This window comes from Pseudomonas protegens (assembly GCF_003363755.1).
GTDB classification, from domain to species: domain Bacteria; phylum Pseudomonadota; class Gammaproteobacteria; order Pseudomonadales; family Pseudomonadaceae; genus Aquipseudomonas; species Aquipseudomonas danubii.
Window position 1 is genome coordinate 6362364 of the sequence record NZ_CP031396.1, and the last position, 15059, is coordinate 6377422.

Sequence of the window (15059 nt, forward strand, 5' to 3'; positions counted from 1 at the left end):
CAGATCAATATTTCTGTCGGACAAAAGCACTAGATTGGCCCGCGCTCGGTTCTGACAGAGTTTTCGGAACCGCGGTGTTACCACGTCCTTGCCCCAGGACTGCGGGTGGCAGGACGCCGGTAACCCCACTCACTTCTCACGGATGAACCGCAATGCGTCAGATAGACCGCAATTTTGATATTCAGCCGCTGCAGCATGCGGACATGACCATCAGTCTCAACGGCCAGCCGGTCACTGCCGCCCTGGGTGAAACAGTTCTCAGCGTGATCCAGGCCACCGGCCTGCGCCAGGTGGCGCGCAATGACCACGGACAGTTGGTCGGTGCCTACTGCGGCATGGGTGTGTGCCATTGCTGCCTGGTGCAGATCGACGGCCGCCACAAGCGCCGCGCCTGCCAGACCCTGGTCAAGCCGGGCATGCAGGTGCAGACCCTGAGCAACCGCATCAGCGAGACGGAGCCCACGGTATGAGCCTGAACCCGGTGATTGTCGGCGGAGGGCCGGCGGGCATGGCGGCGGCTATCGAACTGGCCAAGCACGGCGTGCGCAGCACCCTGATCGAAGAAGCCTCGCGCCTGGGGGGCGTGGTCTTTCGCGGCCCGCTGCGCGATGGCGTGCAACTGGATTACCTGGGGCCGCGCTACTGCGAGACGCTGGCCAAGCTGCACGGCGAATTTTCCGATCACGAGCAGATGATCGAGGTGCGCCTCAACCACCGGGTGATCGGTGCCGAGGGCCTTGACAGCCTGATGCTGCTGGATGCCGACGAGCAGGTGCAGCGGGTGGCCTATGGGCAATTGTTGCTGGCGGCCGGCTGCCATGAACGCAGCGTACCGTTTCCCGGCTGGACGCTGCCGGGGGTCAAGTTGCTCGGTGGTCTGCAACTGCAGATCAAGAGCGGCGTGGTCAAGCCGCAAGGTCCTGTGGTGATCGCCGGCACCGGGCCCTTGCTGCCACTGGTGGCGTGCCAGTTGCACGCCTCGGGCGTGCGGGTGGCCGGGGTCTACGAGGCCAGTGCCTTGAGCAAGATCGCCAAGCAGAGCCTGGCCCTGCTGAACAAGCCCCAACTGTTTCTCGACGGCCTGAGCATGCTGGCCTACCTCAAGCTGCACAGCATCCCCCTGCGCTATGGCTGGGGCGTGGTCGAGGCCCAGGGCCAGGACGCCTTGAGCGTGGTCACGGTTGCCCCGTATTCCGCCGACTGGCAGCCGGACATGGCCAAGGCCGAGCGCATCGCCGCCCAGACCCTGGCGGTAGGTTACGGCTTCATTCCCCGCACCCAACTGAGCCAGCAGATGGGCCTGGATCACGGCTTCAGCGATGACGGCTATCTGCGGGCCAACGCCAACGCCTGGCAGCAGAGCAGCGAGCCGCACATCCACTTGGCCGGCGACATGGGTGGGATTCGCGGTGGTGAAGCGGCGATGCTCACCGGCCGCATCGCGGCGCTGTCGATCCTCATGCAGCGCGATGTGCTGAGCAACGAGGCGGCCTTGCAACGGCGCCAGGGCTACGAGCGCAAACTGGCCTCGATCCTGCGCTTTCGCGGCGCGGTGGACCGCTATACCGCACGTGGCACCGGGCAGATAGACCTGCCCAAGGGCGACACGGTGATTTGCCGTTGTGAACACACCACCCGCAACGATATCGAGCGCGCCCTGAGCCAGGGCGTGCAGGACATGGCCAGCCTGAAAATGCGCACCCGGGTGAGCATGGGCGACTGCCAGGGGCGGATGTGCGTCGGCTATTGCAGCGACCGCCTGCGCCAGGCCACCGGACGCAAGGATGTGGGCTGGATTCGCCCGCGCTTCCCGTTGGACCCGATTCCGTTTTCCGCCTTTGCAGCCCCAGACCAGGAGGTCCCCGGACATGAGTAAGTATTACGACGTGGTGATTGCCGGTGGCGGCGTGATCGGGGCGTCCTGCGCCTATCAGTTGTCCAAGCGCAAAGACCTCAGAGTGGCGCTGATCGACGCCAAGCGTCCGGGCAACGCCAGCCGGGCTTCGGCCGGCGGCCTGTGGGCCATCGGTGAGTCGGTGGGCCTGGGCTGCGGAGTGATCTTCTTTCGCATGATGTCGGCCAACCGCAAGCGCGAGGCCCAGGGTTCGGCGGTGGTGGTGGACTCCAGCACCCCGCACATCCTGCCGCAGTCGTTCTTCGACTTCGCCCTGCAGTCCAACGAGCTGTACCCGCGCCTGCACCGCGAACTGATCGGCCTGCACGGCATGGACTTCAAGTTCGAACAGACCGGCCTCAAGTTCGTCATTTATGACGACGAGGACCGCCTGTACGCCGAACACATTGTCGGTTGCATCCCGCACCTGTCCGATCAAGTGCGCTGGCTCGACCAGGCGGCCCTGCGCGCCGCCGAGCCGAAGGTCAGCCACGAAGCCCAGGGCGCCCTGGAGTTCCTCTGCGACCACCAGGTCAACCCCTTCCGCCTGACTGATGCCTACACCGAAGGCGCACGGCAGAACGGCGTGGATGTGTACTTCAACACCAACGTCACCGGGGTCCTGCATCAGGGCAACCGGGTCAGTGGAGTACAGACCGCCGAGGCCGGGCTGTTCCATTGCTCGACCCTGATCAATGCCGCCGGTGCCTGGGCCGCCGAGCTGAGCCTGCAGGCCACTGGGGTGGAGATTCCGGTCAAGCCGGTGAAGGGGCAGATCCTCCTCACCGAGCGCATGCCCAAGCTGCTCAATGGTTGCCTGACCACCAGCGACTGCTACATGGCGCAGAAGGACAACGGCGAGATCCTGATTGGCAGCACCACCGAGGACAAGGGCTTCGACGTCAGCACCACCTACCCGGAAATCAACGGTCTGGTGCAGGGGGCGGTGCGCTGCATTCCCGAGCTGGCCCAGGTCAACCTCAAGCGCTGCTGGGCCGGCCTGCGCCCGGGCTCGCCGGACGAGTTGCCGATTCTTGGGCCGATGGACGGGGTCGAGGGTTACCTCAATGCCTGCGGGCACTTCCGCACCGGCATCCTGACCTCGGCCATCACCGGCGTACTGCTGGACAAACTGGTGAACGACGAAGCCCTGCCGCTGGACATCACCCCGTTCCTGGCCCGGCGTTTCGCCACCGCCCCGGTAAAGAAACAGCCCGAACCGGCCTGACAGATCCCCACGAAGATCTGTTGGACTTGCGTAGGAGCTGGCTTGCCAGCGAAAGCGTTTCCAAGAGCGCTGCATGGCTCAGGGGGCTCTTCGCCAGCAAGCCGGCTACGGTGATGGCGCTGTGTGGGTCAGGTGGCGGGGGTGTCGAGGAACACCGGCAGCTGTTCGGCGTATTCGGCAAAACCGCGCACCGCCGGGAATTGCTCGGGACCGAACAGGTCCGCCAGCATCATCTGGCTGAAACTCCAGGCCACCGCCAGGCTGATCCCGGCCTGGCTCAGGGCGCCGTCCTGGGGCAAGGGCTGTTTCTGCAGTTCCTGTTCCAACTCGGTATAGGCGGCCTGCAATTGGCCGCCGATCCGCTCCAGCCAGGGGCCGTGCTGTTTCTCCGCCGGACGCAGCTTTCGTTCGTAGACAATCTGCACCGACTTCTCACAGGCCGCCAGGGCCAGGCCGATCAACCGCAACTCATGCAAACGCGCTGACAGGGCCAGGGGCATCAGGCTCCTTTGCGGGCCGGCCAGGCTTTCCAGGTAATCGAGGATCAGGCTCGAATCCATCAGCACCTCACCCCCGTCGCAGACCAGGGTTGGTGCCTTGACCACCGAGTTGATGGCCTTGAACTGCTCGAAGGTGCTGAACACCGAGAGCGAATGATGCTCGAAGGGCAGGTCCATGCATTTGAGGCTGATGGCGACGCGGCGCACATAGGGTGAATCGAGCATTCCAATGAGTTTCATCGCGTATTTCCTTGTCTTGAACGGCGCAACGGATGGGGAAGGCGCGGTTAATGTAGCGGCATTGAATCGGCCTTGCACAGCTCCTTGTCATGGCTCAGCAGCGGCTACAGGGCCAGTGCCGATCCGAGGTTGGTGTAGCCGCTGCCGCAGGCTGCGAACGGCACGAAGGGCCGCAGCGTTCTTTAGGCCGCTGCGGGTTTGGCGGGGGATCGCCAGGCAAGGCCCTGCGGGCCTTTGCGCAGCTTCGCCGTGGCTCAACAGCGGCTACAGGGCCAATGCCGATCGGGGGTTGGTGTAGCCGCTGCCGCAGGCTGCGAACGGCACGAAGGGCCGCAGCGTTCTTTAGGCCGCTGCGGGTTTGGCGGGCGATCGTCAAGCAAGGTCCTGCGGACCTTTGCGCAGCTTCGCCGTGGCTCAGCAGCGGCTACAGGGCCAGTGCCGATCCGAGTTTGGTGTAGCCGCTGCCGCAGGCTGCGAACGGCACGAAGGGCCGCAGCGTTCTTGAGGCCGCTGCGGGTTTGGCGGGAGATCGTCAGGCAAGGCCCTGCGGGCCTTTGCGCAGCTTCGCCGGGGCTCGGCAGCGGCTACAGGGCCGGTGTCGATCCGAGGTTGGTGTAGCCGCTGCCGCAGGCTGCGAACGGCACGAAGGGCCGCGGCGCTCTTGAGGCCGCTGCGGGTTTGGCGGGCGATCGTCAGGCAAGGCCCTGCGGGCCTTTGCGCAGCTTCGCGGGCTCAGCAGCGGCTACAGCCAGGCAGGTAATCGGCGACCGGTAGGTTGCGCGTCGCGTGCTCACAGGTGCTAGGGCTGCCGTGGTCGCAGGCACCACCAGACCAGGCCCAGGGCGAGGCTGGACAGGCCGGTCAGGGCCTGCAGCGAGCCGGCCGGGTGGTTCGCCAGCAGGCTGGCAAGCAAGCCGCAGCCGGCGGTCAGGGCCATCTGGATAAAGAAGAACAGCCCCGAAGCGGTGCCCGCCACCGCCGCATAGGGTTGCAGGATCGCCAACTGGCAGGCGGGTATCGCCAGGCCCACCGAGAACATCAGCGGCAGCATCGGCAGGACGATCGCCCACAGGCTGTCGGGCCACAGGCTGCGAGCGAGCAGCAACAGGCCGGCGCCCGCCAGGTTCAACAGGCAGGCCCGGGCTATCAGGCGGTCGGCGCTGTGGCGCGCGCCCAGGCGCTGGAACAGCCGCGAACCCAGCAGGTAGCCGGCCACGGTGGCGGCGAATACCAGGGCGTAGGCCGTGGGTGACAGCCCCAGCTGGCGCTGCAACAGCGCCGACGATTGCAGGATGAAAGGGAAATAGCTGCAGTACAGGCAGCCGATGGCCAGGGAATAGCGCATGAAATAGCGCTCGCCCAGCAGGCGCAGGTACAGGCTAGGCAGGCTTCTGGCGGCCACGGGGCAGAGCTGCGGCGGGCGGGTTTCGGCAAGCCGTTTGTACATCAGCAGCCAGGCCGCCGCGGCCACCAGGCTCAGGCACAGGAACAGCCCGCGCCAGCCCAGCAGGTGGTCGATCAGGCTGCCCAGCGGCGGCGCCAGCATCGGCGACAGGGCAATGCCCATGGACAGCAGCCCGAGCAGGCGCGGCTGCTCTTCGGGGGCGCAGCGGTCGCGGACCATGACCCGGCCGATCAGGGTGCCGCAGCAACCGCCCAACGCTTGCAGCAGGCGGGCGACCATCAGCACCTCGACGCTGGCGGCGAGCATGCAGGCCAGGCTGGCCAGTAGGAACAGCGCGGTGCCCGCCAGCAGTACCGGGCGCCGGCCATAACGGTCGCACAGCGGCCCGCCCAGCAGCATCGACAGGGCATAGCCGAGCATGTACAGGCTCAGGGTCAGTTGCAGCTGGGCATCGCTGGCCATCAGGTCGTCGGCCATGGCCGGCAGCGCCGGCAGGTACAGGTCGATGCTGATCCGTGGCAGGCAGACCACCACCAGCAGCAATAGGGTCCAGAGCCAGGGAGCAAGGGGGCGTGTAACAGCAATGGAGCGGGGCGGGGCGTCGGCAAGCGGGGGCATGGCGGGCTCGGGGCAAGTGGGTACGGCGCTGAAATTAAGGTCTTTATGGTTTAATGCCGAGCACCGTTTAGAGCCCATTCGACTGGACCACTATGAGCCGTGGAAAACACCCCGTGCCCCTCGACCTGCCCCTGCCGGAGCGCATGGATGAAACCCTGGGCAAGCAGGACAGCGCCTACGCAGCCTTGCGCCAGGCGATCCTGGAAAAACGCCTGCCTGCTGGCTGCCGCTTGCCTTCGACCCGCACCCTGGCCCAGCGCTGGGGCCTGTCCCGGGGCACCCTGGAAGTGGTCTTCGACCGCCTGCGCAGCGAAGGCTATGTGAGTCGCGCCAGCGGTTCCGGGACCCGGGTCTGCGCGGTGGTACCGGACCTGTATCTGAGCGCGCCGGCACGCGTTGCACCGTCCGCCAGCCGTGACAACGAGCCCTCGTGTCCGCCGCTGAGCGTACGTGCCGGCCAGCCCTTTGTGGCACGACTCGCCGACCCGGCGCTGTTTCCCCTGCAGCGCTGGACCCGTTCCCTGACCCGAGCCCTGGGCAGTGCCACGGCGCAATCGCTGTGCGATGCCGACCCCGCCGGCCTGCCGGCGCTGCGCCAGCAGATCGCCGAGTACCTGGGGCAGCACCGGGGCATCGCCTGCCATGCCGGGCAAGTGATGATCACCACCGGCATCCGCCATGGCCTCGACCTGCTGGCCCGCAGCCTGCTCAATGCAGGGGACAAGGTTTGTATCGAAGACCCCGGCTACCTTTCGGCCCAGGGCCTGTTTGCCCTGGCCGGTGCGCGGCTGGTGCCGATTCCGGTGCAGGAGGAGGGCATCGACGTGGCGCAACTGCAAGGCCACCGCGATGCACGCATGGTCTACGTGACCCCGGCCCATCAGGCGCCCCTGGGCATGACCATGCCGGTGTCCCGGCGTCTGGCGCTGCTGGAATGGGCCCGGCACAGCGACACCTGGGTGGTGGAAGACGACTACGACAGCGAATTCAACTACCAGAGCGCGCCCCTGGCGGCCCTCAAGTCGCTGGACCGGGACGACCGGGTGATCTACTGCGGCAGTTTCAACAAGACCCTGTTCGCCGGTTTGCGGGTGGGCTTCATGCTGGTGCCCGAGGCGCTGCGTGCAAGGCTGCTGGCCACCTTGCAGAACACCGGGCGCTCGGTGGGGGTGATCGAACAGCTGGCCCTGGCCGACTACATCGCCAGTGGCGCCTTTCTGCGTAACCTGCGGGCGGCGCGTCAGGCTTATCAGGAGCGCCGCGACCTGCTGCTGACGATTCTCGCGCGGGAGGCGCCCGGCTGTTACCGCATCAGTGGCCAGCAGGCCGGGCTGCATCTGCTCCTGGAGTTGCCTCCGGGTAGCGACGAGGCGGGCTTTCGCCGGCGCGCGGCAGAGCAGGGCCTGCTGCTGCAAGGGGTGATTGAACATTGCCAGCAGGTGCGCCGGGCGCCGGCGGTGATCATCGGCTACGCGGCCCTGAGCCTGGCGCAGATCCGCTTCAGCGGTGGGCGTCTGGCGGCGCTGTTGGTGGCCGCGGCGCGGCAAGAGCAAGAACAAGTGCAAGCGCGCTGAGCCTGGGCTGTCATCTGCCTGTCATGTGGCTCGGGCACCCTCGGCGCCCCGGCCTTCGGCCTTTGTGGATTACACGGACGTCATGATCATTGTCACCGCCGGCGCGGCCTATCTGGATATCGACGCCTACGCCGGTTGCATCGCCTACGCCGAACTGCTCAACCTCAGCGGGCGCCCGGCCCGGGCCCTGAGCAGCGCACCGCTGAACGAGAGCATCCCGGCCCATTTCCGCCAGCAGCTCAAGGGCCTGGACCGCCACGTCCCGGAGGGCGCCGATCAGTTCGTGCTGGTGGACATTTCCAACCACCTGCACCTGGACCCGCTGGTGGACCTCGCCCGGGTGATCGAGGTCATCGACCATCACCCCGGGTTCGAGGCCTTCTGGGACGAGCGCCTGGGCAAATACGCGGATATCCGCCCGATCGGCGCCGCCTGCACCCAGGTTTTTGAGCGCTGGCGCGATTCCGGGCTGCTGCCCAGGATCAGCCGCGACAGCGCGCAACTGCTGGCGGCGGGGATTCTCGACAACACCCTGAACTTCACCGACCAGGGATGCACCGCAGCGGACCGCGAGGCCTACGCTGCCCTGGCCGCCCATGCAGGCCTGGGGCCGCAGTGGCCCGACGAGTATTTCCAGCAATGCCAGCAGCAGATCGAAGCGCAACTGGCGCAGGCCCTGCTCAAGGACTTGAAAGTCCTCGAAGCGTCCAGCAACCTGCCGCGGCGCTTTGCCCAGCTGACCCTGTGGAATGGCGAGGACCTGCTGGCGCGCCAGCGCAGCCTGATCGAGCAGGTGCTGGGGCAGTGGGGCGATGACTGGCTGCTGAACCTGATCAGCCTCAGTGAGGGCAAAAGCTACCTGCTGACCGGCAGCCCGGGCAGTGCCCGCAAGCTTGAGCGGCTGCTAGAGTGCCGCGCCCTGGACGGCGTGCATTGCCTGGCCCGGCCGATCCTGCGCAAGGAACTGCTGCGCAAGGGCCTGGCGCTGCAGGCCCCGTCCTGTCGGACGGGCTAGTCGTCGAAGCCGGCCTGTTCGTGAATCTCGTCCATCTTCAGTTCCAGGCGGTAGGCCACGGCGATGAACAGTGCCTGGCACAGGCACAGGGTGGCGCTCAGTGAGCGGAAGGCGAAGGAGCTGCCTTCATTGACCAGCAGCACGCTGTTGGCGCGCTTGGCCAGGGGCGACAGGGTGCTGTCGGTGATGATCAGGGTCTGGGCCTGGTTGTGCTGGGCAATGCGCAGGCAGTGCTGGGTCTCTTTGCCATAGGGGGTGAAGCTGATGGCGATCACCAGGTCGTTGGGGCGGATGCTGCGCATCTGCTCGCGGTAGCTGCCCCCCAGGCCCGACACCAGGTGAATGCGCTTGTTGGTGTGCTGCAGGTTGTACACCAGGTAGTCGGCCACGGCGAAGGAGCGGCGCACCCCGACCACGTAGATGTTGTCGGCGTTGACCACCAGGTCCACGGCCTTGTCGAAGGCCGTGTCGTCCAGTTCCAGGCCCAGGCGCTCGATCCCCGAGAGGGTGGCGTTGACGCATTCCCGAGCCAGGTCACCGCCGCTGGCCTTCTGCGACTTGTTGGCAATCATGCTGCGGATGCGCTGCTGGTAGTTCTGTACCGGCGTGGCCTTGTGGGTGTAGGCCTGGCGAAACAGCGCCTGCATTTCACTGAAGCCGCTGAAGCCGAAACGCTGGGAGAAGCGCACGATGGCCGAGGGATGCACTTCGCATTCCCGCGCGATGTCGCTGATGCGGTCGACCATGATCCGGTCGCTCTGCTGGCTCATGTAGCTGGCAATGCGCTTGAGCTGGCGCGGCAGGCTCTCGTATTCCTCGGTGATCAGTTGCAGCAGGCGTTCGGCATTGATCGGAGGGCTGACGAGGTCGCTCTCGGGCGTGCTCTCGGACAAGGCCGGCTGATCGGTGCGGGACATAGAAAATCCTTCTGGCTTGTGCTTATGGGAACGGCCTGTGGCCCCGTCCCCTGACAATAGGTGGGCAGCCGGCAGTCTACAGGGTAGGGGCCCATAAAATCTTCGGGCTGATGCCGGCCGGCACCTTGCTGAAACGATGCATGACCTCTGGCTCAGGCTAGAACAAGTTTAATGGAAAAAATATTCCACGTAAAAAACTTATAGAAAAAATATTGATTGGCGCCGAGAGACGTTTTAGTCTGCATCCACCAAGAGTGTTCGGCGCCTGCCAAGGGTGGCGAGCACAGGCTGATAAAAATAACAGGAGCCAGCATGGGCCAGACTCGTTTTGCCAGTGGGCGTCAATTGGATCTGATTTGCCTCGGACGCCTGGGCGTCGATCTCTATGCACAGCAGGTCGGTGCGCGGCTGGAGGATGTCAGCAGTTTTGCCAAGTACCTCGGCGGCTCGTCGGCGAACATTGCCTTCGGCACCGCGCGCCTGGGCCTCAAGTCGGCGATGTTGAGCCGGGTCGGCGACGATCACATGGGGCGCTTCCTGGTGGAGTCCCTGGCACGCGAAGGCTGTGACGTCAGTGCCATCCAGGTCGACCCGCAACGCCTCACCGCCATGGTCCTGCTGGGTCTCAAGGACCGCGAAACCTTCCCCCTGGTGTTCTACCGCGAGAACTGCGCGGACATGGCGCTGCGCGCCGAAGACATCGACGAAGCCTTTATTGCCTCCAGCAAGGCCTTGCTGATCACCGGCACCCATTTCTCCACCGACGGCGTCTACCGGGCCAGCCTCCAGGCCCTGGACTACGCGCAAAAGCACGGGGTCAAGCGGGTCCTGGACATCGACTACCGGCCAGTGCTCTGGGGCCTGGCGGGCAAGGCTGACGGTGAGACCCGGTTTGTCGCCGATCACCAGGTCAGCCAGCATGTGCAGAGCATCCTGGGGCGTTTCGACCTGATCGTCGGCACCGAAGAAGAATTCCTCATTGCCGGTGGCAGCGACGACTTGCTGACGGCCTTGCGCACGGTGCGCTCTTTGAGCGCCGCGACCCTGGCGGTCAAGCTCGGCCCGCAAGGGTGCACGGTGATCCACGGCGAGATTCCGCCGCGCCTAGAGGACGGGGCGATCTATCCCGGTGTGCGGGTGGAGGTGCTCAACGTGCTGGGCGCCGGCGATGCCTTCATGTCCGGCTTCCTCAGTGGCTGGCTGGAAGACGCCAGCGATGAGCGCTGCTGCCAGTTGGCCAACGCCTGTGGCGGCCTGGTGGTGTCGCGCCATGCTTGTGCCCCGGCGATGCCGACCCGCGCCGAACTGGACTACCTGTTCAGCAGCCCGGTGCCCATTACCCGTCCCGACCAGGACCCGATCCTGCAGCGCCTGCATCAGGTCAGCGTGCCGCGCAAGGCCTGGAAGCAATTGTTCGTCTTTGCCTTCGATCACCGTGGGCAACTGGTGGAACTGGCGCAACAGGGCGGCCAGGACCCGACGCGCATCAGCGTCCTCAAGCAGCTGTTTATCCAGGCGGTCGAGCGGGTCGAGCAGCTGCTGCGCGAGCAGGGCGTGGCGGCCGATGTCGGCCTGCTGGCCGACCAGCGCTTCGGCCAGGATGCGCTGAATGCCGCCACCGGGCGCGGCTGGTGGGTGGCGCGTCCGGTGGAGGTGCAGGGCTCGCGGCCGCTGGCCTTCGAGCATGGGCGCTCGGTGGGCAGCAACCTGATCGCCTGGCCCCAGGAGCAGATCATCAAGTGCCTGGTGCAATATCACCCGGACGATGAACCCCTGCTGCGCCTGGAGCAGGAAGCACAGATCCGCGGCCTGTATCAGGCGTCCCAGGTCAGCGGCCACGAGCTGCTGCTGGAAATCATCCCGCCCAAGGACCTGCCCGGCGCCCATCCCGAAGTGCTCTACCGCAGCCTCAAGCGCCTGTACAACCTGGGTATCTACCCGGCGTGGTGGAAGATCGAGGCGCAGTCGGCCGAGGAGTGGCAAAAGCTCGACGAGCTGATCCAGGAGCGTGACCCGTACTGTCGTGGCGTGGTGCTGCTGGGCCTGAATGCCTCGGCCGAGTGCCTGGCCGAGGGCTTCCGGCAAGCCGCCAACAGCCAGACCTGCCGTGGTTTTGCCGTGGGCCGGACGATTTTCCAGGAGCCGAGCCGTGGGTGGCTGGCGGGGGAGATCGACGACGAAACCCTGATCCGGCAAGTGCAGGGCACCTTCGAACAACTGATCAACGCCTGGCGCAGCGCCCGCTCACGTTAGCAGCCGGCTTGCCGGCGAAGAGGGTCTTGAGCCTGGTGCCAGGCTCGCCGGAGCCTTCGCTGGCACGCCAGCTCCTACGAGTGCGAGGCCGTACTCCACGCTTTCATGAATAACAACAAAAGGTGCAGCCATGCCCGCTATCCGAATTGGCATCAACCCGATCTCCTGGAGCAACGACGACCTGCCGGCCCTGGGCGGTGAAACGCCCCTGAGCACCGCCCTGAGCGAAGGCCGCGACATCGGTTACCAAGGCTTTGAACTCAACGGCAAATTCCCCAAGGACGCCAAGGGTGTGGGCGATGTGTTGCGCCCTTATGACCTGGCGCTGGTCTCGGGCTGGTACTCCAGCCGCCTGGCCCGGCGTTCGGTGGCGCAGGAAATCGACGCCATTGCCAGCCACGTCGAACTGCTGAAACGCAACGGCGCCTCGGTGCTGGTCTACGGCGAGGTGGCCGACTCGATCCAGGGTTCACCGGTGCGCCTGATCGAGCGTCCGCGCTTCCACAGTGAACAGGCCTGGCAGGATTACGCCGACAAGCTCACGGAGCTGGCGCGCTTCACCCTGTCCCAGGGTGTGCGCCTGGCCTATCACCATCACATGGGCGCCTACGTCGAGTCCCCAGCAGACATCGACAAACTGATGAGCCTGACCGGCGAGGAAGTCGGCCTGCTGTTCGATTCGGGCCACTGCTACATGGGCGGCGGCGAACCCCTGGAGGTGCTGCGCAAGCACATCCGCCGCGTCTGCCACGTGCATTTCAAGGATGTACGCAAGCCGGTGGTGCAGCTGGCGCGCAACAACCTGTGGAGCTTCCCGGACTGCATCGTCAACGGCACCTTCACCGTGCCCGGTGATGGCGACCTCGACTTTGCCGCCTTGCTCGATGTGCTGCTGGACGCGGGCTACCAGGGCTGGCTGGTGGTGGAAGCCGAGCAGGACCCGGCCGTGGCACCGAGCTACGTCTATGCGAAAAAAGGTTACGACACCTTGCGGGCCCTGCTGGACGCCGCTGTGCAACGCAGGAGTACTGCCCAATGAACCTGCTGGTGAAAAGCGCGGCCAAGGGCCGGACCCTGGTCCAGTTGCCAGAGGGCGCCCTGGAATACGTGGGCTTCAGTGCCTACCGCCTGAGCCTGGGGGAAAGCCTGTCGCTCAGCGCCGGCGACCAGGAACTGTGCCTGGTGCTGCTCAGCGGCCGCATCGATGTGCAGGGCCAAGCGCCCCAGGGCGCCTTCCAGTGGGACAACCTGGGCGACCGGCAATCGGTGTTCGAAGACAAATCACCCTTTGCCGCCTACCTGCCGCCGGGCAGCCAGGCCCAGGTCACCGCCCTGAGCGAGGTGCAGATCGCTGTGTGCGCCGCCCCGGGTGATGCCGCCGCTGGCCTCGGCCCGCGGCTGATCCGCCCGGAGCAGTGCAAGCGCAGCGTGCGCGGCAAGGGCGCCAATACTCGTTATGTCTGCGACATCCTGCCCGACAGCGAGCCGGCCCATTCCCTGCTGGTGGTGGAGGTGCGCACGCCGTCCGGGCATTCCTCCAGCTACCCGCCGCACAAGCACGACACCGACGACCTGCCGCACCAGAGCTTCCTGGAAGAGACCTATTACCACCAGGTCAACCCGCCCCAGGGCTTCGTCTTCCAGCGGGTCTACACCGACGACCGCAGCATCGACCAGGCCATGGCCGTGGAAAACAGCGACCTGGTGGTGGTGCCCAAGGGCTATCACCCGGTCAGCGTGCCTTACGGCTACGAGTCCTATTACCTGAACGTCATGGCCGGGCCCAAGCGCGTCTGGCAGTTCCATAACGACCCGCAGCACAGTTGGCTGCTGGATCTCTGAAGCGCCGAACTCAGACGGCAACCCTTTACGGAGAACAAGAACAATGAGCGACACCCCGGTAATAGGTCATTACATCGGCGGCCAGGTGCAGGACGCCGGCGAGCGTTTCAGCCAGGTGTTCAACCCGGCCACGGGTGCGGTCCAGGCCCGCGTCGCCCTGGCCAGCCAGAAGACCGTGGACGAGGCCGTGGCCGCGGCGCTGCGGGCCTTTCCCGCCTGGTCCGAACAGTCTTCCCTGCGCCGTGCGCGGGTGATGTTCAAGTTCAAGGAACTGCTGGACCGGCACCACCAGGAACTGGCGCAGATCATCACCCGCGAGCACGGCAAGGTGCTGTCCGACGCCATGGGCGAGGTGACCCGTGGCATTGAGATCGTCGAATACGCCTGTGGCGCGCCGAACCTGTTGAAAACCGATTTCAGCGACAACATCGGTGGCGGCATCGACAACTGGAACCTGCGCCAGCCCCTGGGCGTGTGCGCCGGGGTCACGCCGTTCAACTTCCCGGTGATGGTGCCGCTGTGGATGATTCCCATCGCCCTGATCACTGGTAACTGCTTCATCCTCAAGCCGTCCGAGCGCGACCCGTCCGCTAGCCTGCTGCTGGCGCGCCTGTTGACCGAAGCCGGGTTGCCCGAAGGGGTGTTCAACGTGGTCCAGGGCGACAAGAGCGCGGTGGACGGCTTGCTCCAGCACCCGGACATCGAGGCGATTTCCTTTGTCGGTTCGACGCCGATTGCCGAGTACATCCACCAGCAGGCCAGCGCCCGAGGCAAACGCGTGCAGGCTCTGGGTGGGGCCAAGAACCACATGATCGTGATGCCCGACGCCGACCTGGACCAGGCCGCCGATGCACTGATCGGTGCGGCCTACGGCTCGGCCGGCGAGCGCTGCATGGCCATCTCCATCGCCGTGGCGGTGGGCGAGGTGGCCGACGAATTGATCGCCAAGCTGCTGCCGCGCATCGACCAGCTCAAGGTCGGCAACGGCTTGCAGGGCGACAGCGACATGGGGCCGCTGGTGACCGCCGAGCACAAGGCCCGGGTTGAAGGTTTCATCGACCAGGGCGTGGCCCAGGGTGCACAGCTGCTGGTGGACGGACGCGGTTTCAAGGTACCGGGGGCGGAGCAGGGCTTCTTTGTCGGCGCCACCCTGTTCGATCACGTCACTACCCAGATGAGCATCTACCAGCAGGAAATCTTCGGGCCGGTGCTGGGCATTGTGCGGGTGCCCGACTTTGCCAGCGCGGTGGCGCTGATCAACGCCCATGAATTCGGCAATGGCGTGTCCTGTTTCACCCGCGACGGCGGCGTGGCCCGGGCCTTTGCCCGCAGTATCAAGGTGGGCATGGTGGGCATCAACGTGCCAATTCCGGTGCCCATGGCCTGGCATTCCTTCGGCGGCTGGAAGCGTTCGCTGTTCGGCGACCACCATGCCTACGGCGAGGAAGGCGTGCGCTTCTACAGCCGCTACAAGAGCGTGATGCAGCGCTGGCCCGACAGCATCGCCAAGGGCCCGGAATTCAGCATGCCGACGGCCAAGTAACTGTCTCGACGGGATGGATTTGGGAGCACA

General features: G+C 65.7%; 12 protein-coding genes. 9 read left to right on the forward strand and 3 right to left on the reverse strand.

Annotated elements, in window-relative coordinates; genetic code table 11:
* Positions 1–152 precede the first annotated feature (152 nt).
* From hcnA to hcnC, 3 genes are read left to right on the forward strand one after another with little or no spacing between them, the layout of a single operon-like run.
* The gene (gene hcnA / locus DWF74_RS28960; RefSeq protein WP_102864437.1) at positions 153–470 is read left to right on the forward strand and encodes a cyanide-forming glycine dehydrogenase subunit HcnA; all 318 of its coding nucleotides are present in this window, start codon (positions 153–155) and stop codon (positions 468–470) included.
* On the forward strand, positions 467–1876 hold the full coding sequence (hcnB, locus tag DWF74_RS28965; RefSeq protein WP_102864438.1) for a cyanide-forming glycine dehydrogenase subunit HcnB: 1410 nt from the start codon (positions 467–469) through the stop codon (positions 1874–1876). Before hcnA ends, hcnB begins: the two co-directional genes overlap by 4 nt.
* A complete protein-coding gene (gene hcnC / locus DWF74_RS28970) occupies positions 1869–3122 on the forward strand; it encodes a cyanide-forming glycine dehydrogenase subunit HcnC (RefSeq protein WP_102864439.1) in 1254 nt (417 codons plus the stop codon). The genes hcnB and hcnC overlap by 8 nt, the downstream gene beginning before the upstream one ends.
* Before the next feature lie 128 nt (positions 3123–3250).
* Here hcnC and DWF74_RS28975 read toward each other — a convergent pair whose 3' ends face one another.
* On the reverse strand, positions 3251–3862 hold the full coding sequence (locus tag DWF74_RS28975) for a glutathione S-transferase (protein WP_115582264.1): 612 nt from the start codon (positions 3860–3862) through the stop codon (positions 3251–3253).
* 799 nt (positions 3863–4661) lie between these two features.
* Positions 4662–5885 carry a multidrug effflux MFS transporter gene (locus DWF74_RS28980; protein WP_115582265.1) on the reverse strand — a complete coding sequence of 408 codons (1224 nt, stop codon included), beginning with the start codon at positions 5883–5885 and terminating at the stop codon, positions 4662–4664.
* Between the two features lie 92 nt (positions 5886–5977).
* Between DWF74_RS28980 and DWF74_RS28985 the strand changes: the two genes are divergently transcribed.
* Together DWF74_RS28985 and DWF74_RS28990 are read left to right on the forward strand one after the other, a co-directional pair.
* Positions 5978–7459, forward strand: coding sequence for a PLP-dependent aminotransferase family protein (locus DWF74_RS28985; RefSeq protein WP_102864442.1), 1482 nt, complete (start codon positions 5978–5980; stop codon positions 7457–7459).
* Positions 7460–7541: 82 nt separating this feature from the next.
* Positions 7542–8474, forward strand: a complete 933-nt coding sequence (locus DWF74_RS28990) for a DHH family phosphoesterase (protein ID WP_115582266.1) — start codon at positions 7542–7544, stop codon at positions 8472–8474.
* Here the strand turns inward: DWF74_RS28990 and DWF74_RS28995 are convergent.
* The gene (locus DWF74_RS28995) at positions 8471–9391 is read right to left on the reverse strand and encodes a MurR/RpiR family transcriptional regulator (protein WP_102864444.1); all 921 of its coding nucleotides are present in this window, start codon (positions 9389–9391) and stop codon (positions 8471–8473) included. The genes DWF74_RS28990 and DWF74_RS28995 overlap by 4 nt on opposite strands.
* A 312-nt stretch (positions 9392–9703) precedes the next feature.
* Here DWF74_RS28995 and DWF74_RS29000 point away from each other — a divergent pair, with 312 nt between their 5' ends.
* From DWF74_RS29000 to DWF74_RS29015, 4 genes are all read left to right on the forward strand, one after another.
* Positions 9704–11644 (forward strand): bifunctional 5-dehydro-2-deoxygluconokinase/5-dehydro-2-deoxyphosphogluconate aldolase, encoded by a 1941-nt coding sequence (locus DWF74_RS29000; RefSeq protein WP_102864445.1) that lies wholly within the window; start codon positions 9704–9706, stop codon positions 11642–11644.
* Positions 11645–11774: 130 nt separating this feature from the next.
* Positions 11775–12683, forward strand: a complete 909-nt coding sequence (gene iolE, locus DWF74_RS29005) for a myo-inosose-2 dehydratase (protein ID WP_102864446.1) — start codon at positions 11775–11777, stop codon at positions 12681–12683.
* Positions 12680–13486, forward strand: a complete 807-nt coding sequence (gene iolB / locus DWF74_RS29010; RefSeq protein ID WP_115582267.1) for a 5-deoxy-glucuronate isomerase — start codon at positions 12680–12682, stop codon at positions 13484–13486. The genes iolE and iolB overlap by 4 nt, the downstream gene beginning before the upstream one ends.
* A gap of 43 nt (positions 13487–13529) precedes the next feature.
* Entirely contained in the window at positions 13530–15029 is a 1500-nt protein-coding gene (locus tag DWF74_RS29015; RefSeq protein WP_102864448.1) for a CoA-acylating methylmalonate-semialdehyde dehydrogenase, read from the forward strand.
* Positions 15030–15059: the final 30 nt, after the last annotated feature.

Excerpts from the sequence above, each read along its gene's own strand:
- hcnA (WP_102864437.1), top strand. The coding sequence starts at position 153 with ATGCGTCAGATAGACCGCAATTTTGATATTCAGCCGCTGCAGCATGCG.
- hcnB (WP_102864438.1), top strand. The coding sequence starts at position 467 with ATGAGCCTGAACCCGGTGATTGTCGGCGGAGGGCCGGCGGGCATGGCG.
- hcnC (WP_102864439.1), top strand. The coding sequence starts at position 1,869 with ATGAGTAAGTATTACGACGTGGTGATTGCCGGTGGCGGCGTGATCGGG.
- DWF74_RS28975 (WP_115582264.1), bottom strand. The coding sequence starts at position 3,862 with ATGAAACTCATTGGAATGCTCGATTCACCCTATGTGCGCCGCGTCGCC.
- DWF74_RS28980 (WP_115582265.1), bottom strand. The coding sequence starts at position 5,885 with ATGCCCCCGCTTGCCGACGCCCCGCCCCGCTCCATTGCTGTTACACGC.
- DWF74_RS28985 (WP_102864442.1), top strand. The coding sequence starts at position 5,978 with ATGAGCCGTGGAAAACACCCCGTGCCCCTCGACCTGCCCCTGCCGGAG.
- DWF74_RS28990 (WP_115582266.1), top strand. The coding sequence starts at position 7,542 with ATGATCATTGTCACCGCCGGCGCGGCCTATCTGGATATCGACGCCTAC.
- DWF74_RS28995 (WP_102864444.1), bottom strand. The coding sequence starts at position 9,391 with ATGTCCCGCACCGATCAGCCGGCCTTGTCCGAGAGCACGCCCGAGAGC.
- DWF74_RS29000 (WP_102864445.1), top strand. The coding sequence starts at position 9,704 with ATGGGCCAGACTCGTTTTGCCAGTGGGCGTCAATTGGATCTGATTTGC.
- iolE (WP_102864446.1), top strand. The coding sequence starts at position 11,775 with ATGCCCGCTATCCGAATTGGCATCAACCCGATCTCCTGGAGCAACGAC.
- iolB (WP_115582267.1), top strand. The coding sequence starts at position 12,680 with ATGAACCTGCTGGTGAAAAGCGCGGCCAAGGGCCGGACCCTGGTCCAG.
- DWF74_RS29015 (WP_102864448.1), top strand. The coding sequence starts at position 13,530 with ATGAGCGACACCCCGGTAATAGGTCATTACATCGGCGGCCAGGTGCAG.